The sequence below is a fragment of the Streptomyces sp. NPDC056361 genome, assembly GCF_042262805.1.
In the GTDB taxonomy this organism is placed as follows: Bacteria; Actinomycetota; Actinomycetes; order Streptomycetales; family Streptomycetaceae; genus Streptomyces.
This window is the reverse complement of sequence record NZ_JBHJQI010000050.1, coordinates 23,144-42,098: the sequence shown is the minus strand read 5'-3', so window position 1 is coordinate 42,098 and position 18,955 is coordinate 23,144. Positions and strand designations below refer to the sequence as shown.

19 protein-coding genes and 1 pseudogene are annotated in these 18,955 nt (G+C 69.1%); 3 read left to right on the top strand and 17 right to left on the bottom strand.

Annotated features, from left to right (window positions below; translation table 11 throughout):
• Window positions 1-219: 219 nt before the first annotated feature.
• From tsf to ACFCY7_RS18430, 3 genes and pseudogenes are all read right to left on the bottom strand, one after another.
• Complete coding sequence (tsf, locus tag ACFCY7_RS18440) at window positions 220-1,074, bottom strand: translation elongation factor Ts (protein WP_376486201.1); 855 nt, start codon at window positions 1,072-1,074, stop codon at window positions 220-222.
• Between the two features lie 501 nt (window positions 1,075-1,575).
• Window positions 1,576-2,046, bottom strand: coding sequence for a DUF6313 family protein (locus ACFCY7_RS18435; RefSeq protein ID WP_376486172.1), 471 nt, complete (start codon window positions 2,044-2,046; stop codon window positions 1,576-1,578).
• Between the two features lie 507 nt (window positions 2,047-2,553).
• Window positions 2,554-3,091, bottom strand: a pseudogene (locus ACFCY7_RS18430) (IS5 family transposase); the annotation flags it as partial.
• 145 nt (window positions 3,092-3,236) lie between these two features.
• Between ACFCY7_RS18430 and ACFCY7_RS18425 the strand changes: the two are divergent.
• Entirely contained in the window at window positions 3,237-3,755 is a 519-nt protein-coding gene (locus tag ACFCY7_RS18425; protein ID WP_376486169.1) for a hypothetical protein, read from the top strand.
• Window positions 3,756-3,895: 140 nt separating this feature from the next.
• Here the strand turns inward: ACFCY7_RS18425 and ACFCY7_RS18420 are convergent, their stop codons facing one another.
• On the bottom strand, window positions 3,896-4,891 hold the full coding sequence (locus tag ACFCY7_RS18420) for a hypothetical protein (RefSeq protein WP_376486167.1): 996 nt from the start codon (window positions 4,889-4,891) through the stop codon (window positions 3,896-3,898).
• 206 nt (window positions 4,892-5,097) lie between these two features.
• Between ACFCY7_RS18420 and ACFCY7_RS18415 the strand changes: the two genes are divergently transcribed.
• Window positions 5,098-5,706 (top strand): hypothetical protein, encoded by a 609-nt coding sequence (locus tag ACFCY7_RS18415; protein ID WP_376486165.1) that lies wholly within the window; start codon window positions 5,098-5,100, stop codon window positions 5,704-5,706.
• A 117-nt stretch (window positions 5,707-5,823) separates the two neighbouring features.
• Here ACFCY7_RS18415 and ACFCY7_RS18410 read toward each other — a convergent pair whose 3' ends face one another.
• The 11 genes from ACFCY7_RS18410 to ACFCY7_RS18360 form a co-directional block, all read right to left on the bottom strand.
• On the bottom strand, window positions 5,824-6,375 hold the full coding sequence (locus ACFCY7_RS18410) for a winged helix-turn-helix transcriptional regulator (RefSeq protein WP_376486163.1): 552 nt from the start codon (window positions 6,373-6,375) through the stop codon (window positions 5,824-5,826).
• Window positions 6,372-7,040, bottom strand: coding sequence for a hypothetical protein (locus ACFCY7_RS18405; RefSeq protein ID WP_376486161.1), 669 nt, complete (start codon window positions 7,038-7,040; stop codon window positions 6,372-6,374). Before ACFCY7_RS18405 ends, ACFCY7_RS18410 begins: the two co-directional genes overlap by 4 nt.
• Complete coding sequence (locus ACFCY7_RS18400) at window positions 7,037-7,513, bottom strand: hypothetical protein (RefSeq protein ID WP_376486159.1); 477 nt, start codon at window positions 7,511-7,513, stop codon at window positions 7,037-7,039. The genes ACFCY7_RS18405 and ACFCY7_RS18400 overlap by 4 nt, the downstream gene beginning before the upstream one ends.
• Window positions 7,510-8,283, bottom strand: coding sequence for a glycosyl hydrolase (locus ACFCY7_RS18395; RefSeq protein ID WP_376486158.1), 774 nt, complete (start codon window positions 8,281-8,283; stop codon window positions 7,510-7,512). The genes ACFCY7_RS18400 and ACFCY7_RS18395 overlap by 4 nt, the downstream gene beginning before the upstream one ends.
• On the bottom strand, window positions 8,280-8,891 hold the full coding sequence (locus ACFCY7_RS18390; protein WP_376486155.1) for a DUF4913 domain-containing protein: 612 nt from the start codon (window positions 8,889-8,891) through the stop codon (window positions 8,280-8,282). The genes ACFCY7_RS18395 and ACFCY7_RS18390 overlap by 4 nt, the downstream gene beginning before the upstream one ends.
• A 93-nt stretch (window positions 8,892-8,984) precedes the next feature.
• Entirely contained in the window at window positions 8,985-9,293 is a 309-nt protein-coding gene (locus ACFCY7_RS18385; RefSeq protein WP_376486153.1) for a hypothetical protein, read from the bottom strand.
• A 562-nt stretch (window positions 9,294-9,855) separates the two neighbouring features.
• A complete protein-coding gene (locus ACFCY7_RS18380; protein ID WP_376486150.1) occupies window positions 9,856-10,437 on the bottom strand; it encodes a hypothetical protein in 582 nt (193 codons plus the stop codon).
• A gap of 42 nt (window positions 10,438-10,479) precedes the next feature.
• Entirely contained in the window at window positions 10,480-11,652 is a 1,173-nt protein-coding gene (locus ACFCY7_RS18375) for a DnaB-like helicase N-terminal domain-containing protein (protein ID WP_376486148.1), read from the bottom strand.
• Complete coding sequence (locus ACFCY7_RS18370; RefSeq protein WP_376486146.1) at window positions 11,649-11,879, bottom strand: hypothetical protein; 231 nt, start codon at window positions 11,877-11,879, stop codon at window positions 11,649-11,651. The genes ACFCY7_RS18375 and ACFCY7_RS18370 overlap by 4 nt, the downstream gene beginning before the upstream one ends.
• The gene (locus tag ACFCY7_RS18365; protein WP_376486144.1) at window positions 11,876-13,663 is read right to left on the bottom strand and encodes a type IV secretory system conjugative DNA transfer family protein; all 1,788 of its coding nucleotides are present in this window, start codon (window positions 13,661-13,663) and stop codon (window positions 11,876-11,878) included. Before ACFCY7_RS18365 ends, ACFCY7_RS18370 begins: the two co-directional genes overlap by 4 nt.
• A 93-nt stretch (window positions 13,664-13,756) precedes the next feature.
• A complete protein-coding gene (locus ACFCY7_RS18360) occupies window positions 13,757-15,022 on the bottom strand; it encodes a hypothetical protein (protein WP_376486142.1) in 1,266 nt (421 codons plus the stop codon).
• A gap of 370 nt (window positions 15,023-15,392) precedes the next feature.
• Between ACFCY7_RS18360 and ACFCY7_RS18355 the strand changes: the two genes are divergently transcribed.
• Window positions 15,393-17,009 carry a serine/threonine-protein kinase gene (locus ACFCY7_RS18355; RefSeq protein WP_376486139.1) on the top strand — a complete coding sequence of 539 codons (1,617 nt, stop codon included), beginning with the start codon at window positions 15,393-15,395 and terminating at the stop codon, window positions 17,007-17,009.
• A gap of 140 nt (window positions 17,010-17,149) precedes the next feature.
• On the opposite strand, the gene ACFCY7_RS18350 is transcribed toward ACFCY7_RS18355, so the two are convergent.
• Together ACFCY7_RS18350 and ACFCY7_RS18345 are read right to left on the bottom strand one after the other, a co-directional pair.
• Window positions 17,150-17,920: a hypothetical protein gene (locus ACFCY7_RS18350; RefSeq protein WP_376486136.1), complete on the bottom strand. Its 771-nt coding sequence runs from the start codon at window positions 17,918-17,920 to the stop codon at window positions 17,150-17,152.
• 261 nt (window positions 17,921-18,181) lie between these two features.
• The gene (locus tag ACFCY7_RS18345; protein ID WP_376486134.1) at window positions 18,182-18,901 is read right to left on the bottom strand and encodes a hypothetical protein; all 720 of its coding nucleotides are present in this window, start codon (window positions 18,899-18,901) and stop codon (window positions 18,182-18,184) included.
• Window positions 18,902-18,955 lie beyond the last annotated feature (54 nt).

Sequence of the window (18,955 nt, the reverse complement as noted above, 5' to 3'; positions counted from 1 at the left end):
CCATCGGGCCGAGGCCGTGGCCATCGGCTTCTGGTACCACCTAGGCGTCGCGACCGACCTTGTCGCGCACTGCCCGGTGTGCGGCGGAAGGTTCGCTCTCGGCACGGCCACCGCCGTGACGCACGGTTCCCTGTCCGGTCCTTCTGGTCAGCTCTGCAGGCGATCGGCGAAGTCGGGATGGGAAGGCAGGCGCTACGACGACCTGAACAGCCTCGTGGGCTAAGTTTCTTCGAGGCCGACGCGGAAGCGCGCAAAGCGCGTCAGCCTGACGCCGGCCTCGTCCAAGACCGTCTGAACGGTCTTCTCGGGCGCATGGATGAAGGGCTGCTCAAGAAGGGCGTACCTTTGGAAGAAGTCATTCATTCGGCCATCGACGATATCTGATAGGGCAGTTTCGGGATTGTCCTCGTGGCGCGCGTTGGTCTCGGCTAGGAGACGCTCACTCTCAACCGTTTCTTCAGGGACGTGCTGGCGGCTGAGGTACTTGGGCCCGAAGGCAATGATGTGCTGCGCGATGTCCCTGGCGACCTTGGCGTTACCTTGTTTGAACTGGACCAGGGCACCAATTTGCGGCGGATGGTCTGGCATGGTGCGGCGCAATTCTGCGGCAACGTAGCCGCCTGTGAACTGCGCAAAACGGCTGCAGGTGATCTTCTCGCTGAGCGCTTCGCAGGCTACCTCGATGAGCGCCTGCACGGTCTCTCCTGGGTGAATCTCGGAGACGAGTAGGGCTTCGATATCGGCTGGGGAGGTCTTGGCGACGTGCTCGGCGATTCCCTGAGCAAGAGCACGGAATTTTTCGCCCTTGGCCACGAAGTCGCTCTGACACCTCAGCTCGAGCAGCACGCCGGAGGTGTTGCCTTCGGAGACACAGGCGACAATGGCGCCGCTAGCGGGCCGAGCCTCTGGACGGACAGCACCTGGCAGGCGCTTTGCACGCAGAATCTGGACTGCCCTGTCGACGTCGCCCCCTGCCTCGGCCACCGCTCGCGCGGCGTCCAGCAGGGAAGCACCAGTGAGTCTGTGGAGGAATTTGACTTTGGCAGGGAGCTTGCCATCCAGACGGTCGCGCATCTCCTCAAGCTCACCGACGACAAGATCTGACAGTTCTCGGTCAATCTCGCCGTGGTAGGCCTTCCGGCAGATTTCGCTCCACCGTGCTTCCCACTCGAGGATGTCGGCATCGGTCATCCAGGGTCGGGCGATCTTCGCGAGCTTCCTAGCCCGTTTTACCTGGTCAGGAGTCCGGACGTCTTTAGTCCCCATCGGTCCAGCCTAGCAACATGTCGATAATCCAGTCTGGAGCGCCAGCACACAGAAAACACTGATCCGTAAGCATCAGCATGGCCATGAAGCAACTACCTGCGAAGTCCTCGGCTCGATCCATGATCTCGGAGCGCGGATGACCTTGGAAGGCATCCTTGTCTAGCAGCTTCTTCACCCACTGGATCCAGCAATCTTGGGCAACGTCCCTGTTCCCGCTGTGCACGCGTGGAAGCACGGCTGCGAGTTCAGCCAGTCGCGGATTCTCCGCCTCTTGAAGGTCACCCAAAGTGCGGATCGGTCTTGTCCCCGTCATTGGTCTGGTTCCTGTGAGGGCAGGCTGCCGTCAGGGATGTGCGGCCCAGGCGGTGGGGTGGGGAGCCCCCTTTTCTTGCGGATCTCTTCCGCTGCCAACTTAGCGGCCTCCCGCACGGTGGCAGCACTGGGCTTTTTAGCGGCTTCAGCGGCTTCGCGCCTCCCGACTAGCGCGCCAACCGCCTCGCCAGTAACAGCACCGATGAACGCAGGGACCATGCCCCATCCCAGAGCCCAGAGCATCCACGCAACAGCCTGATTCTTGATCGACGAGTCTTTTGGTGACGTATTTAGCGTGAAAACATCAAAAGCCTGGCTCCAGCCGAGGAAGTGAGCACCCAGAAACAGAATCGCGATCCCGAGAATCACGAACGGAACCAGGTCCGCCAGGATCAAAAGCGGCAGAGGCACCACGTGACGCATGGACCAGTACCGGTCCCAGAACTGGCGGAGCTTGTTGCCGGCCATGGTCCAGAACCTAAGGGGGGTTGGTCGGACAGGCAGCTCATGAGGTCCGTTCGAGTGGCGGAAGCCAGGCCCACTGAAACCCTCGCCCACCTCGGCTCCGGAGACCTGACCTCGACTCTGCATTCATTCGGCCTCGCTCGCAGCACGACCGCCACCGACGCGCCGATGCGGCGGGGCCGCCTGAAAAACCGCCGACGGGCACGAGCGGCCGTGGCGAAGACGCTGGACGGGCGGGCAGCTCGAACGTCAGTTGAGCCCCGCCCTCCTGCCGTCGCAGTCCCGAGCGGAGTACGAGCTACATGAAGCTCGTGTTCCTCATCTCCGTCCGCAACATCCACCCAGGCTCCGCAAGCCCGCCCCGGGTGTGGCCACGCCGTCCGATGTCCGACCACAGGCCCCAGGTCCGCGGCGTCAGCCACGACACCCGCGAGCTGACCGAATCAGCAGACCGGTACTCGCGCCCTGGACCAGGCATCCACGCTACAGGCCACTCGCTTAGGCCGTGTCCTATGTGGTGAGGCGGAGGAGTCGCTTGTAGCAGCAGATGCCTGTGGCAAGGTCGAGGAAGGCCAGGTAGTTGCGGGGATGGCGCTCGTAGCGGTGGTTGAGCCGGCGGTAGCCGGTGAGCCAGGACATGGTCCGCTCGATCACCCATCTACGGCGTCCGAGTCGTTCGGACGACTCGATGCCCTTGCATGCGATGCGGACGCCGATACGTTTCCCGCGGAGCCATTTCCGCAGTTCAGGGATGTCGTAGGCCTTGTCGGCGTACAGGCGTTGGGGTTTGAAATGATGGCCGCGGTGGGGGTCGTGTCTCGTTTGGTGACCGAGCACCATGGTCTTCAGAGCTTGGCTGTCGTGGGTGTTGGCGGCCGAGGTGCCGACGAGGGGGCAGTCCGTTCGCTTCCGACAAGATGTGCATCTTGGAGCCCGGCTTGCCCCGGTCCACGGGGTTCGGACCGGTGAGTCCGCCCCCTTTTTTAGCGCGGACGTGGGCGGAGTCGAGGACCGCTCGGGAGAGGTCGAGCAGGCTGGCGTCGTCAACGATCGCGCGAATCGCGGTGATCTTCTCCCCATCGACATACTTGAAGACCTGGCATCCCGGGGTTGAAGGTATTCGGACGTTGCGTCAGGATCCCAATAGTCCGCAGGGCTGGGAGCCCTGGGTATCCACCTATTGGGGGCAGTTGATGATCCACATCACTCTCGGTGAGAGGCGTTACGTCAACCCGCAAGAGGACCAGCTCGGCCGCAACATCGTCGGCTTCGATCCCGTCATGGACGACGAGGCCCTCTTCCATGCCAACCGCGGCTGTTGGGTGCTCGGTGAGCGTGCAGAGAAGGAGCGCTACGCCCTGCTCTCCCACGAGGGCCAGGTCCGCATGGTCATCGAGATCGACAAGCTTGTTCCGGTGGCCGGAGGACGCAAGGCGATGGAGGGCAGGTACCTCACTCCGGGAGATGAGGTCTACGACGCCTATGTCGGCAAGCCCACCCCCGTCGAGACGACTCGCAATCCGATCACCTACTTCGACTCTCCATACGGCGCCCGCACCTGCTACTGCGGCTGCGGCGAACTGGTGGCCAGCGGCTGGTTCGTGATCGGCCACGACCAGAAAGCCCTTCACGCCAGAATCTCGAAGATCGGCACCGTGCGCGAGTTCATCGACTGGTTCGACAGCACCTATGTCGAGCCCAAGGACGAGTGACCCCGGCCTCGCACAGACGAGGCGCAGCTCCGTTGCCCCGCTGGAGAGCTGTCACCAGTGAGCGCAACTTGCGCGAGGCGACGTCGGCCTGCCCGACACTTTCCAGGGTCAGGCCGTACGTCGCCGACCGCTGGCTTCGTTCAGCACGGCGTTGTGGGGCTGCGTGTGATGCGGATCGAGGTCCAGTCCGGCGTGCCGCCGTCCGTAGTGGTCTCGACCATCTCGGACATGCCGCCCATGACCTGGACACAGAGTGTTCCGCTGGTGCCAACCGATCCGTCCGCATGCAGCAGGGTGACGATGAGGCCGAACTGCTTCATCCTGCCGGTGTCGGAGGAGTGTGAGGTCACCGTGCCGGCGATGTACATGTGCTGATCGTCGATGTCGTACCCGGAGGGGGCGACGCTGGTGAGGTTCACCGCGTAGTCGCCGAGCACATAGGTGTGGTCCAGGGCTCGACGCCGGGCAGCGGCGAGGTCCGCGCTGGCCGAGGCGGACGCCGCAGCGGCGGCGGACTGGGATGCCTCGGCTCGCGCGGAGGCAGTTGCCTCGGCGGCGGTGTCCTCGGGGTCTGGGCTGACTGTTGCCACGGCGTCGGCCAGAGCGCCCGCGGGTGACCGCGCCGGTTCAGGGCTCCCCTCGTCGGACGTCAGGTCGCGGACCGTAGCCGACCCCAGTCGGCAGGACATGGACTGGTCGGTGCCGCTCATTGCTATGCCGTTGCTGGCGATGGTGTGCTGGCCGGCCGGCACGTAGTACAGCGCGAAGCCCGCCGCGAAGGGGGTGCCCCTCTTGGCGGTGGTGCAGGTGAGATCGATTGTGTACGCCCGCATGGACCCGGCCCGGTTGTCGACCGTGATGGCACAGGACGGCGACTGGAACTGCTGGCCCTCCAATTCATAAGGTCCGTCGGATGCGCACACACCTACCTTCACTTCCCAACTGGCGTCCTGCTCCGAAGCGGACGGGCTGGTGGAGCAGCCAGATATAGCCGCTGCTGTGACGACTGCGGTGGCGAGAGAGAACACAACGGGAAGGCGGCGCATGAGCGGAACTCCCGAGACGATGCGCGGACAGAGCAGCCCCATCCTGGCAGGTGGCCACTCCGCCTCCATATCCCGTTGGCGATCGTCCATCTCCTTGCCTCCGTGTTAGGGCCTGTTGCAGAAGTGGATCTTGTTCGTTCATGATCGCGCCCTGGGGGCGTGCGGCTCTGATAAACAGCCGTGGGCCAGGCCTGCGTTGCTGTTGCCGCGGGGCGTTAATCCGGGCTGTCCGCAGGTGTGGACGCGGCGGCAGCGCCCGCACCTATGGTTCGACCCCCTGCGAAAGGAGCGATGTGATGCTCGGTTACCGCCTGGCGGTCGTCCGCCGGCTGGCCCTGCCCGCGCTGGCGATCGGCGTGGTGTTTGCGGCAGCCGCGACTGCCGTGCCGGTCCTGGACGACGGCACGCCGTGGAGCGAAGCCGCTCCCCAGGCCCTGGCCGCGGGCGCGGCGGTCGCCTTCGTCTTCGCCACCGTACTGGTCCTCACCACAGTGGTGGGCGCCGCCCGCACGGCTCGCCGGTACGGGATCGCGCTCGGCCCCGAAGCCGTGTCCCTGCCCTGCGTCCGCGAAGTGCGGATACCCGCCATCGAGGGCAGAACCGCCTTCCAGCTGACGGACAGCGTGCGGCACGTGGTCGAGAAGGACCCCGTCCTGCGGGTGGAGGAGGTCACTGCGTTCGGGCACGGCGTCCTGGACCTGACCCTGCGCGGACCGTCGGACACGATGGTCTTCGTGAGCGTCCGCGTCACGACCGGACCGAAAGAGACGGCCGTCGTCGTAGAAGCGCGTCCGGAAGCCACGTACAAGAAGCTCGACGCGGCGGTCTGCTGGGCCCTCGCCCGCGTCGTCGAGAAGCACGCGACTCAGGCCCTGCACGCCGAGGCCGCGGGCGACGCCCTCTGACACCAGACCCGCCCGCAGAATGGGGAGGGGGCCCGCGTGCGCAGCGCAGTGAACGGCTGGAACGCGCGCGGACGCCGTGGCGGTGGAGGGGCGCCTCGGTTCTCAGTGCCACCCGGGTCACCGCGACCGTCCCGGGGCCGACTGAGCGGTCACGACCGTCGGCACCCGCGGTTGCGGCTGGGGAGCATGGCTGAACAGGGAGTTCGGCACGGCAGCGCTCCGGCACAGGGCAGCTACGGTCCGGGCGCCGTCCGACCCCAACGGGATACCGGAGTGGGTCCGCTGGGCCGTCGAGACGGGGACAGGGGGCGACGGGGTCCACTGCTTGGCCAAAGAAGCACTCCAGTGCTCGACGATCGCGTAAACGGGGCCCAGCTCCCGGCTGGCGTCGGTCAGCACGTAGGAGTCGCCGTGGCGCGGGCCCGTTCGGAGGACCAACCCGTCGGCGTGCATGGTGACCAGGCGCTTGCTGACCAGCTGCTCGCTGACGAAAGGGAGCCTGGCGGCGACATCTCGCACCCGCAGGGGGCGGCCCTCCTGGGGCATGGTCATCACCGACGAGGTGGTCCACTTGGGTCCCATCAGGGAAAACGCGTCCTCGATGCGCTGAGCGTCGAACGAATCGATGGGAATGACGGCGGGCCAGTCAGGCGTCTCACGCGGGTTCATTCGGCCGCCTCCATCCGAGCGAGCAGCGAACGGACCAAGGTGGGCAGACCTCCTGGTTCGCCACCAATCCAGATGCGGTCGGCCGCCTCGTCGATGACATAGGCGGCGTCTTCGAGTAGGCCGCTGGAGATCTCCATGCAGGCGTCGGTGATCCGGGAGGCCGCGAGCAGTGACTGGGAGAGCACGTCGACGTAGTTGCCCGGCGGGAGATCGGCGGCCTCGGCGGCGGTGCGGATCGCCGCCACTTCCAGCGCGCTGGGGGTGAAGTCGAACGCGTTCTCCTCCTCGGCGTTTTCGGTCGCGGAGAAGGCCAGGTCCCCGGGTTCCGCGGGGATGCCCGCGCGTGTGGAGATCTGGTCGACGGCTGTGGTCAGCTCGGCGAGGGACTCGGTGAGCCAGCCCAGCGCGGAGGCGTAGGAAGCCAGGGTGAACAGTCCCGCAGGCGTGGTGGGACGCGGCTCGGCGGATATGAACTCTTCTAGTCCGTCGGTCAGTTCGCCAACTACCTGCGGACCGGCGGACAGTGGGCCCAGTACGGGGTGCAGGTAGGAGCGGCTGGCGGCCGTCGGGTATTCGACGGTGAGGATTCCGGAGACGCTCTGCGCAGCCTTGGTGAGGAGGCTGGCCAGGTCGGTACGGGACAGCGGGGCTCGGTCGGTGGTCATCGCTGGGGGACCTTTCGGGAGGTGGCGGCCGTGGAGTGGGCCGCTGCGGGAGGAGCTGCCGGGGACGCGGTCGGGCGGCCGGTGGTCAGGGAGGAACGGGACCAGGCAGCCTGTACACGGGCCTTGGTGGCGGAGGCCGCCGCGGTGTTCTGCGGTGGGCCGGTACGCAGGTGGGCCGTGCGGTAGACCGCGTAGTCCTTCCGGCTTCCGGCGGCGACGAGGTAGATCTCGCGCTGGTGGTTCGAGGCCGGCGGTGCCGGGCGGAACTGGACGACCAGCCGGTAGGACACGGAGGGGTCGACGTAGACCTTGTGGTAGCCGGCGAGACGGCCCTTCAGCGGCAGGCAGTCGTCGCTGCCGTGGACCAGGTTCTGCAGCTCCAGCAGTGCCAGGTCGCGGATGTCGTCGGGAAGTTCCCGCAGGTCCGCGATGGCGTCGGGGTGCGCGGCGAAGGCGAACCGGGCGCGGCTCACATCAGCCTCCCCTGGATCGGGTGCCGGACCGGCCCTGCCGGTGACGTACGGGGGACGTCGGGACCGGTCTTCCGTGCCGTGGCGGCGCCGGCTGAGCGGGAGAGGGCTGCGCGGGAGCGGAGGATGTTGACCTCACCGCGGTACTCCGGCGGCAGTGGCAGCGGGCCGTTGCGTTCGTCCAGCCAGGAGCGGGCGGCGTCCACGTCGGCGAAGGCGCCCTCGTGCATCGTGTACGTGCCGGTGCCCTGGTCCCACTCTTCGTGGAAGACCCGGATCGGCGCCTCGGCGGCACGGGAGTCGCGGGTCAGCGTCCACGTCTCGCTCGGGTCGGAATCCGAGGTGTGGTTGTCGAGGACCTCGTACCGGGTGCCCGATTCCCGGATCTGCCGCTCGACCCACACCGTGAGGCCGTCGGCGGGCTTCAAGGAGCCACCGTGGATCTCGGCGATTTCCTCGGGCGGGCAGCCGCGCTCGACCAGCCAGTTCTGGGCGAAGGACACCGTGGCGTGGTGGCTCGTCTCCAGTGTGTACGTGAACTGGGTGAGGTCCCGGGCGACGGCGATCACCATCACCTGGGGAGCGCCGGGTATTCCCCACGTGGTCGACTGGTCGTGGGCGAGGACGAAGCTGTGGGAGCCGTTGGGCGTGGTGTGGTGCTGGGACAGCGCCGTCAGGTCACCGGACCAGAACCTCTCCACTGCCTCCTCGGACGCGGCATCGGCGGGGGCGAGTTCGTCGAGATCGAAGTCGAAGTCGAAGCCGCCGTTCATGTCATCACCCCCGACTGCTCAGAGGCGGGAGTGGCCAGGACCCGGTGGTTGGGTCGGGTCGGGCTCGTCGTGCACGCGGCGAACGGACCGTCCGGGGCACGGAGGTGGACGAGGGCCTGGTCCAGGTGGTCGCGGTGCCAGGTCGACGGACCGGCCAGGCCGGCCTCGGTGTCGGTGAGTTGCTGCCACGCGAGCCAGAGGGCGTGCAGCCGGGCGACGGCTTCTGGGTGCTCGTGCCACTGCGCGCACCAGGGGCGCGTCGTGCTGATCTCCCGGCCGTACACCGGCAGGAGGAGGTAGTTCACCCAGTCGCTGAGGGCGGCGAGTTCGACGGCGTACGCCTCGGCACCCAGGGCGAGGATGAACACCGAGGCGGGGCCGTCGGTCTTCTCGGGGCCGGCCGCCCCGGCTTCCGCAGTGCCGTCCGCCTGCCGGTCAGCAGCAGGTACGGGATCGGGCTCGGAGCCGAGGCGGTCGAGGATGACGCCGTGCTGCCTGACCTCGGCCACGGTCTTGGCGAGGATGCTGGCAAGGTCATCGAGGTCCCCGTCGGAAACCCGGAACGGCTCCGGGCCGGGAGCGGGGGCGGTCGGGCTGGTGTCGGACATGAGAGCGTGCTCCATCTGTGAGACGGCGACATGCCCGAGAGGATGCGGAGAAACCGCGGTTTGGCCCTGCCGGAAGAACCCGGTAGGCAGCCGCTACCCGGCCGCGCAACGCGGACAGCGCGGGAACGGCGGCGCCAGCAACTCCAGGGCTCGAGCAGCCTGTTGGGAGACGGCACCGTTGCCGAGCGCGGTGAGCTGGGCCGGACGACCGAGACCGGGGGTGGCGGTGACCCAGCCGGCGTCGAGGCCCTGCATCCACTCGACGAAGTCGGCGCGGAGCCGCCCGGCCGCGTCAGTAGGCGCGGGTGCCGGACGGGTGAGCGTCTCCCATCGGGTGATGGCAGCTGCGTACGGTCCCCACCGCCGGTCGCCTCCTCCGCGTCCGGAGACGGATCCGCCCACAGCGGCAGGACCGACGTCGGCCGGGGAGGGCGCCGCTCCTCGCCGGAGCGACGGTCCGTGCCGACGATCCGCCGAGCGGGGGAGAGCGAGGCCGCCGCACGGGGCAGGGTCATGTCCCCATTCCCGTGCCGCTGGTTGGGAGAGCCCTTGATCCCGTCCGACGCCTTCGGGGTCGGCAGCAGGAGCCACTCGACCCCGTCGGCCAAGTTCGGACCGTGCCCCCACGCTTCCTTTTCGACAGGTGCTGGGAGCCGCCGTTCTTGCCGATGTTGCTGGTCGGCGTATTGAGCAGGGTCTCCGGCGGGCCAGGCCGTGAGGAAGGTCCGCTCGCGCCGGTGCGGTGCCCGACACCCGAGGGACGGCGGACCAACCGACGGTCGTGATGTCGCCCAGGTTTGGAACGCCGGGCCAGTGGCGGGCCAGGATGCGCGAGGCGTTCGGATCGATCTCCGCACGCCACGCCAGGGTGCCGCCGAGAGCGGCCTGCACCCCCAGGTCGAGCCCGCCGTACCCGGAGCAGAGCGACCCGATCAGCGGAGGACGGGAGACGGTGGCGGGCATGTCACCGGCCCCGTACGGTCGGGGGCGCGACAGCCATCGCCGACGCCGGCGCCGCGGGCGCAGTGGGCGCGGCCTCGCACATGGTGGTGGTCCGGTTGAGGGCTGCCCGGAGTCGCGAGGACGGCGGCGAGACTGCCGTCGAGGCGGCGTGCAAGGAGTCGCCCGCCTCCCGCAGGGCCGTGTCCGCCGTCCCGAGCGCCTCGTCGATCACCCGCCCAGCCGTCTCCCGGGCATCCCGGGCGTCGGGCCGCTCGTGCAGGTGCTCGGTCCGTTCCAGGAACGCGAGCTGCTCCGCCACCTCCCCGAGGGCTGACGCCGCCTCACCGGCAGGCCGTACGGCGGCGGAGAAGCTGGAGACGGCCAGGCTGGTGCGGGAGCCGTGTTCCCTGTTGACGGTGCGGAAGAGGACCTCGTCGCCTAGCTCGGTGATCAGTTTGCCGAGTTCGGAGATCTGCTGGGCGACGGCCGCGCTGCCCGGGAGGCGATGGAGGTCGCCCGGGATCGGGAGCTTGCCGCGCTGGGCGTCGAAGGCCGAGGCCGTGGCACGTATGGCCAGGGCATCGGAGAGAGAGTTCGTGGTCAAGATGAATTTCCCGTACATGAGGAGGAGCGGTGGAAAGGGGCGTCAGCCGTGGTTGCGCGAGGGCGGGCGCGCGGCGGGCGGGGAGGGCCCAGGGCCGAGCCGTTCCGCAGGCGACGGAGCGGCGCGCCGCGTACTGCGGGTGAGGGCCGCGTGCACCCGCGCCGGCGGCGGCCCGCTCGGGGAAGGCGTGGGGGTCGACGCCCGGGAGGCGGGCCTGCCGTGCGCGGATTCCCAGCGGGCGCGGACCTCGTCGAGCGGGCCGAGCGCGTGCAGGGCGTGGTTGATCAGCTGCCCGGGGGCCAGGGCTTCATGCTCGGCCAGGGCACGGACGGCGCGAGCGGAGGCGGCGGCGGTGCGCGTGATCGAGGAACGCATCACCTGCGTGCCGAGCCATTCGGCGTCGCCGGCCCCCACGCCGTCGCAGATGGCGGCGAACCGGTCGTCCGATAGCGTGCCGTCGGCCAGCAGGCCGCGCCGCTGAGCCTCCCAGAGCAGGGTGATCCGGTCGATGGGCTCGCCTCGGTGGTGCAGCGCCCCGAGGCACCGGTAGAGCTGTCCGTGGACGGGGTCGGCGAAGTCCCCTGGGCGCAGCCAATCCACCACCTCGCCCACGGCCCCTGGCCGTTCGACGAGGAGGGACAGAAGGAACTCCTCGTCTTCGCCAACCCGATCTGCCTGAGCCGGCGGAAGGGCGGACGGGGCGATGGCCGGCGGCGTTGCGGGCGCGACCGGTCGCGGTTCGGTGCCCCACCGCCGGGCGAGATCGGTGAGCACCCCCGCGAGGACGTCCGCGTAGCGCAGCGCCCCGTCGACCTCGCCTCGCAGGGCGCCCGTGCGAGCCTCCTGGTGAAGGCGGATCGCGTGCTGGGTGACGGTGCGGTGGATCGCCCCCTCCAGCACCATGCGGCCGTACACCGGAGCGTGCGCGGAACGCGGACAGGCCGAGACCAGGATGTGGGCGTACGAGGCGGTCAGCCCCCGAACGTGGAGGCCGGCCTCGTCGACGGCGTCGGTCACCCACGACAGCGGCACCGGCCCCTCGCCCTCCAGCGCCGGGTGGCCTTCGTCCCGGAGCTTGCGCAGCGCGGCGAACAGGGCCCGGTGGACCGGCCGGTAGAAGTGATCCGGCGCGAGCCACTCCAGGGGCGAGAGCTGGCCCGGGTCGAGCAGCACCGCCCCGAGGACCGCCTGCTCGGCGTCAAGCAGCGGGTTCACCGACCGCCTCCCGTACCGGAAGCGGACGGCACATCCGGCCGGGCATGCAGATCGGCGACCGCCCGGTCGGCGGCGGCCACAGCCTCGGCAAAGCCGTCCAGCACGGTGGTGAACGCGGGATCGGAGAGCGGAACCGACCCGGCCTCGCCGACCAGCCACCATCGGCCATCGCGCAGGACGACCGGCGACTGCGCCAGCCGCGCGGAACGCGACGTGGGCGCGCTCATGCCGACAGCCCGAAGTCGTCGTGGCCGACGGCCTTCGCCAGTGCCCGCTCGGTGATCGCCATGGTGGCGCGGGCGGATGCCGGCCCGATCGCCTTGGCGGAGGGCTCCTTGTACCAGGGCCGGATGGAGAGCATGGCGATCCGCAGGCCGGTGGCCAGCAGCAGCACCTTCCCCTTGGGCAGGGCACGGATCGCGTCGGGCGGCAGGATCCGCTCGGTGCGCATGCTCACCGAGGTGGACTTGCTGCCTTCGCTCGTCGACACCGAGACGGTCTGGACGTCGTGGTCACCGACCTGCCGACTGAGGCGGTCGGCGAAGTCGGCGTCGTCGATACCCGATCCGACGATCTTGACGGTGGCGGCGGACCACAGGGCGTCCATCCCGGCCTCGCCCCAACACCGCTGGCCTTGCCGGTAGGACTGCAGGATCGTCATCGGGATGACACCCCGGCTGCCCAGGTGGCTGTACAGGTCCGGGAGGTCCGAGATGCGGCAGACGTTGGCGGCCTCGTCGAGGACGCACAGGGCGGGCGGGTCGAGCCGTCCGCCGGAGCGCTCGGCGACGATCACGGCCGAGCGCATCACGGCATCGGCCGCAGCCGCGATGATCGCGGACGCGCTGCCACCGCCGTCCTTGCTCAGTAGGTACAGCGTGTCGCGGGAGGTGGCGAAGGCGAGGGGCTTGAACTCGGGGTGGTTCTCGCTCGGGGTGACCCAGGCGGCGACCTCCGGGTCGAGCAGGCAGCTCGCGTACTGCCTCGCCGTCTCATAGATGCCGTCGCGGGTCTCGGTTGCGCCGGAGACGGTGCCCTGGAGCTGGGCGGCGACCGCGTCGTGGCCGGCGTCGGTGAGCAGGTCGACCGGGGTCCGGTCGGCGGGGGAGGCAAGCCAGGCCAACACGTCAGTGATCGGCCGCCGGTGGCTCGCGGCGGCCAGGAACAGCGCGCCGAGCGTATTGGACGCGGCGGTGGACCAGAAATCGGAGCCGCTCGACTCATCCACGCTCGCCGCGACGAAGTGCCCGGCCAGCCGCTTCGCCCCGGCCAGGTCGCGGGCGTCGGCCAGGATGTCCCACCACATCTCGCGCGGATGGTGGGCGATCTGCTGGGGGTCGAGCGTCCAGACCGTGCCGACCTCCGCACGGGAGTCCACCGTGGCAGTGAAGGCGTCGTTCGCGGCCTTGTTGCTGGTGAGCAGGACCGGGCCGGGTGCCGCGAGAATCGCCGGGATCGCCAGCCCGGACGTCTTGCCGGAACGCGGGGCCATGATCGCGACGATCACGTCCTCCCAAGACGCGCGGACCGCGTCCCGACCCGGGTCAAGAGTGCCGAGCAGGATGCCACGGTCAGCGGGGGCGACCTCTTTACACTCCCGGCCGCCCAGCGACGGCCGCAGGCTCTTCGCCTTGGCGGTGATCTGTTTGTCCAGCAGCGGCGCCAGATCGCTCTTGCGGGCGAGACCGGTCTTGGCACCGGAGCGCGAGCGGGTCCACAGCACTAGAACGGTGGTGATCAGGGCCAGGCTGAGCAGGCCGGGTACGACACGGACGCCGACCAGCAGCGCGGTGGTGCTCAGGGCCGGCCACAGCAACTCGGGGTGCAACAGGGCATCCGTGGCACGGAACGGGGTCCACGGGTCGCTACCGACAACGGCGTTGGTGAGGTTGCCCGTCAGCCAGGCGAGGCAGCCGTAGACCATAGCGGCGCCGAGAACGCCGAAGAGGAGATAGAGGAGCACGTCGGAGCCGGTGGTGGTCGACGGTGCACTGGTGCGTGGGGAGGGCAAGGCCAGTTCCTTGGGGCGCGAGCGGGCAGGGGCGGGGCACGCTCGGCTCTCGTGCGGCTCACGGGCCTACTCCTTGCGGATCGAACGGGAACTTCAGCGGGAGCGGGGTGCGGAACGTGCCGCGGATGGAGACGGTGCGGCGAGCGGCGAGGCGCTGGTGCCCGTTCCGGCCTTGGCCGCCGCAGGCGACACGGCCAGCGCCGCGCTCTGAGAAATAGGCAGCTTGGAGGAGTGTGTCCGTATCTCGGCCTGGGGCCGGGGCGGGGCGCCGACACGGCGCACCGCGTCCTCCGAGTCGACGAGCTCCGACTGCGCCGAGCTGACAAACTCCGCCGCGAAGCCGAACCGGTCGGCCAGCGCGTAAGCCTCGTCGTCGAGGTCGTTGATGTGCTCGCCCGCCGCCTCCAACGCTTCCCGGACACGTTCCAGGGCACCGTGGTCGGGGTGGAGGAGCTGGTCGACCGCTCGCTGAAGGTCCTCACCGTTCTCGGCCGACCTGATCTGGTCGGTGATCTGGAGGAGTGCGGCTCCGGCGGCGTAGGACCCAAGGAGATTCACAGGGGTGCTCATCCGGGCCGAGTCCAGAGAGGGATCGAGATCGACGTCGTAGCGGGCGGCGCGGAGCATTTCGGCCGCGTGGCTGGCGATGACGACCTGGTCGGCGGCCAGCGTGGTGGTGGGAAGCCGGTGGCGGCGGCCGTGCCAGTCCTGGATCTGCTGGAAGCCGGCGTGCTTGAGGATCATGGCGGAGAGATCGTCGTTGGCGCCCTTCGCCACGACGCTGCCGCTGAACTCGGAGGAGATGGTGATCGGAGGAGCGGGCACAGAGGTCTCCTGGGCACGGGCGGTTGGATGGGAGGCGGTGGCCAGGTGCCCCAGGTCGGCCGCGATCCGGCGGCACTCCGTCTGGAGGCGGAAGGCGTCGCGATAGCCGTGGTGCAGGCCGCCGTCCTCGCGGGCGAGGGTGGCCACGATGTGCAGCTGCCGGGGCTGGTTGCGCAGGGCAACCCACCGGCAGGCGTCCGGATCAACGTCCGGGGCGATGCCGGTGGCGGACACCAGCCGGCGGGCCACGACGGCCCACTGCGAGTCGGTGAGGTCCGGCCGACGGGGGTCGGACCGGACCGAGCAGACCCACGTTGGCCGAGTGGGAGCACGGGCCCCGAGACGTTCGACGGGAGCGTCGAGCGCCTGGGCCAAGTCGGAAAGCGAGCCCGGCTCGGCGAGCAGCTCGATCGGCGCCCCATGGCCGTCGCCCGCGATCAGCCGGGGGCGGGCGTGGTTGCCGCGTTCACCAGGCCCGTACAGGTACGAGAGCAGGCCGGCGGTGTCGCTGGCGCGCTGCAAGTGGGCGATCACGGTCTCTACCTCGAAAGAGAAAGGAGCAAGCGAGGACCCGGGAGGTTGGGCCGACAGGGAGAGAATCCGCAGGATTCGGGATTTGGCCCGGCCGGGGATCGTTGATAGACGCCGCGTTCATCCGGCCCAGACCTTGGCGGGAGAGGAGGGCCCCGTGCCCCGCCGCAGCGGGGCAGCGAGCGGCTAGGGCAGGCGATCACCATCGGCGTCGGACGCCAGCCTCGCGCAGCGTGTCACCCCTACCCAGTGGCGCCCGTTTTCTATGAAATGCCTTTTGTGTGCGTCAAGTTCAAGGTTGAGAAGCGGATAGGTCCGGGGGAGCGAAGAGTTATCGTCTGCCCTTGAAACCCGAAGGGAAGGCGGTGCCTGCGTGTGGGATCTGCAGGAAGGCGATCCGAGGAGAATCGGTTCGTTTCGACTCGTGGCACGGCTCGGCAGTGGTGGGATGGGAACGGTCTACCTGGCCGCGCAGGAGGGGCGGGACGGCCACGTGGCCGTGAAGACCATCAGGAACGATTACGCCCAAGAGGAGGGCTTCCGGCGCCGGTTCACCAGGGAAGCGACAGCAGCAAGTTCGGTCAGGAGTCCATACACGGTTCGCGTGATTGGCTTCGACGTTCGGGCCCGCGAGCCGTGGCTGGCCACGGAGTACGTCGAAGGCCTGTCGCTTCGTGACCATGTGCAGAGCCACGGCCCCTTGACGCTGCCGGCAACCGTGGAGCTTGCTCTCGGTCTTTCCTTCGGCTTGGCGTCGATCCACAGAGCAGGTCTGGTCCACCGCGACCTCAAACCCGGCAACGTGCTGCTCACCGAAGCCGGCCCCAAGATCATCGACTTTGGGCTCGCCTATGCCACTGACTTCAGCCATGCCACGCACACAGGGGCGGTGGTGGGCACCCCGGGCTACTTCTCGCCCGAGCAGGTCCAAGGGCAGTCGATCAGTCCAGCCTCCGACGTATTCGCCCTTGGCGCAGTGCTGGCCTTCGCGTCGTCGGGCGACCACGCCTTCCGGGGCGCCACCGCCCTCACCGCTCAGTACCACGTCGTCCATGAAGAGCCCTGGCTCTCGGACGTGCCCGAAGAACTGCGGGACCTCGTCGCAGGGTGCATGCATAAGGACCCCCGCGAGAGGCCAACCCTGAACGTGGTCCTCGCCCACCTGACCTCTTTGCGCTCCTACGGCCACAAAAAGACCAGATCCGCCTTCCGTCGGGCTCCTTCACGTTCTGCGGAAACAGAACCCGGCGTGGGTTCCCCCACCGTACTGGCAGCGACCCGCCGGAGCCGTTGGGGCAAACGGGTCATCCTTGCCGCGTCAGGCGTGGCCTTGATGTTCGCCGGAGCGGCCATCGGCCCTTGGCTGGTCCCCGGCCACGAGGGGCAGGCGGACGCGGGTCCCCGTGACCCGATCGCCTCCGCGACCGTTTCGGCCATCCCCGGCGCCGGCTCGTCGGCGGAGGAAGCGGCATCGGAGCCACCGGGCACCGAGTCGGCGTCGGATCCGGCAGACGAAAGCGACCCTTTGTCGGACTACGAGGAATTCCGGCTTGGCATTCTCACGTTCAGCCCTGTGCTGGGGAAGTGTGTTCTGGACGGGGACGGCATGTCGGGCGACGGTATGCCCGTGGAGAACCCCAGTAACGACTACTCGGTTTCGGTGACTCCCGTATCTTTCCGTGGCCGCTTCGTCTCTCAGGCGGTGATAAAGGTGAGAGCCTCGCATGCTCAGCCGCTCGACGAACCGGTGGCCGTTCATCTGAAGCTCCCCAAGGGGGAGACGGTTCCCCTCACCATGCCCAAGGGCAAGGCAGAGTGGTCCTTCCGATGGCCCGATGTCCTCAAGACGGCAGATTTGTCGGATCCCTATGCGACCAGGGAGCCCGCGACGCTGCTGGGCGCGTACACAATTTTGGTCGCCCATGTGTCGGTCCAGGCATGCGGAGGCTTCGACGGCGACCCCAAGGGGTATGTCGAGACGATGTCTTAACGCATTGGCGGTCCGGGTCGGTCTCCTTGCGGAGCCGGCCGGCCGATCGGACAGGCCCCGTTCGGTGTGGTGACCGCAAGAGTGGTTGATCGGCCAGATGGTCTTCACAGCCATGGGGGAGTCTCCTTACGGGAGTTGGGTTAGCGGTCGCGGGAGAACGCGATGCGCGGGTCGACCGGCCGGGCTGCCGCGACGGAGGTGGCGGGAGTGGTCACCGGTGCCGTGCCCGGGAGGCCGGCGAGGGCCGGGCTGGCGGCGAGCGCGACGGCGCTGATCGGCGAGCTTCGGACGCCGGCGCCCTGGATGAGGTCGCGGGACGGGGCTGGCGCGGGCGCGGGGCGGCGGGCCGCTACGTCCTGGGCCAGGCGGGGCTGCACCGCGACCCGGACACCGGAACGGTGCAGGGCCAGCGTGGCGCTGGCGACCTTCCCCAGGGCCTCGTCGCGGCCGGTGGTGGCGGGCAGCGTGTAGATGTCCAGGCGGGGATCGTGCCGCCAGCCGCGGTCGAGCAGTGCGAGTCCGGTGAGTCCGGAGGCGCGGCTGTCGATGGCCGCGATGATGCCGAGCCGTGGATGCTCGGCGAGCGCGACATCGGGCTGGCCGAGCGGAGCCCGGGACGGGATGGGCTCCGTGTCAGGTACGAGGGAGGGGTTGAACACGGCGTCCGTGTCGACGCGGAAGCCGGCGTTGCGTAGCAGCGCGACGGCTCGGGTGGCGCGGCCCTGTCCGTCACGTTGCTGGTCGGTCAGGGCGTACAGGGTCGGCTCGCCCAGGACGGGGTGGAAGTCGAGCCGCTCCAGCATCCAGGTGCTGGCGGCGAGGTTCTTGGGGTTCGCGGCGACGATGCCGTAGTCGGGGTGGCGGCCGACGGTGACGTCGGCAAGCGGTTCTTCGGCGGAGGTGGGCGACACGGCTGATCCATCCGGTGCGGGCTCGATGACGGGGGAGGTCGAGGGCCGGAACGGTTCTGCTGTTGAGAGGCATACGGCGTACTCCGAGGCGGGAAGAGGTTCAGCGGCCAGGGGTGGTGGAGGGACGCGCGGGCGGCAGCACGGGGCGCGGGGGCGGGTCTGTCGCCAGGCGTGTGCGGACCGTGCGCGGTCCGGCCGACGGCGAGGGCGTGAGAGCAGCGCTCACCCGTGGCGAGGCAAAGGCCGGCAGGGCGGCCTGGTCTACCGGATTCCGGGCCTTGGCGGGATGGGCGGTGTGGCGGTCGCCGAGACCTGTTTCGTGGGAGCGGGTAGGGGGATGCCGGGCTTGAGCAGGGTCGAATCGCGCAGGACGTCGAAGTCCTCGGCCTTCAGCGTGGTGAAGGCCCGGGTCATCGCTTGCCGTTGTTCGGCTGGGTCGGTCATGCCCGTGGGCAGCCGGTGGTAGCACTCTCCGCCGAACGCCACGGCGGGGATGAAGCCCGCGGGGTGGAGCACGGCGTCGGCGGCGCGCTCCCGGGAGGAGCGTTGCTGCTCGGGGCGTGGCGGTACGCCGAGCTGGTCGAGGCGGGCGTCGACGGCGGCGAGCAGACTCGGGATGCTGCCGCCGTGCTGGGCGTGCGGGCCGCCGGGTTCCGAGTCGTAGATCACTTCGTACACCGCAGGCCCGGCTTCCCGGTGGCGGATCACCGTCCAGCTCTCGGGGTCCTCGGTCGGCGGTTCTTGTGGTGGCGAGATGATCATCGAGCTGCCGTCGGGGAGGGCGGCGTGGACGATGTAGTCGCTCAGGCCGTACTCGACGGTGACCTCCAGGCCGCGCTGGCGGAGGGGAGCGGTGAGGTAGCCGTACCCGTGATCCCGCTTCGGATCCTCGGAGAGAACAAGGGAGGAGCGGGTCTTGGTCCACGCGGTGATGCGTGAGCCCTCTTGCTCGAAGGTGATCAGGGGGTTGTCTTGGTGCATGGGCTTTTCTCCGTGGTAGGACGCCCCTACGGCTGGCGGCGCGGGCCGAGGTCA

Bases quoted from the DNA above. Each gene is read 5' to 3' on its own strand.
- ACFCY7_RS18345 (WP_376486134.1), bottom strand. From the start codon at position 18,901: ATGCACCAAGACAACCCCCTGATCACCTTCGAGCAAGAGGGCTCACGC.
- ACFCY7_RS18435 (WP_376486172.1), bottom strand. From the start codon at position 2,046: ATGGCCGGCAACAAGCTCCGCCAGTTCTGGGACCGGTACTGGTCCATG.
- ACFCY7_RS18415 (WP_376486165.1), top strand. From the start codon at position 5,098: ATGCTCGGTTACCGCCTGGCGGTCGTCCGCCGGCTGGCCCTGCCCGCG.
- tsf (WP_376486201.1), bottom strand. From the start codon at position 1,074: ATGCGCGACCGTCTGGATGGCAAGCTCCCTGCCAAAGTCAAATTCCTC.
- ACFCY7_RS18410 (WP_376486163.1), bottom strand. From the start codon at position 6,375: ATGAACCCGCGTGAGACGCCTGACTGGCCCGCCGTCATTCCCATCGAT.
- ACFCY7_RS18395 (WP_376486158.1), bottom strand. From the start codon at position 8,283: ATGAACGGCGGCTTCGACTTCGACTTCGATCTCGACGAACTCGCCCCC.
- ACFCY7_RS18425 (WP_376486169.1), top strand. From the start codon at position 3,237: ATGATCCACATCACTCTCGGTGAGAGGCGTTACGTCAACCCGCAAGAG.
- ACFCY7_RS18405 (WP_376486161.1), bottom strand. From the start codon at position 7,040: ATGACCACCGACCGAGCCCCGCTGTCCCGTACCGACCTGGCCAGCCTC.
- ACFCY7_RS18390 (WP_376486155.1), bottom strand. From the start codon at position 8,891: ATGTCCGACACCAGCCCGACCGCCCCCGCTCCCGGCCCGGAGCCGTTC.
- ACFCY7_RS18420 (WP_376486167.1), bottom strand. From the start codon at position 4,891: ATGGACGATCGCCAACGGGATATGGAGGCGGAGTGGCCACCTGCCAGG.
- ACFCY7_RS18370 (WP_376486146.1), bottom strand. From the start codon at position 11,879: ATGAGCGCGCCCACGTCGCGTTCCGCGCGGCTGGCGCAGTCGCCGGTC.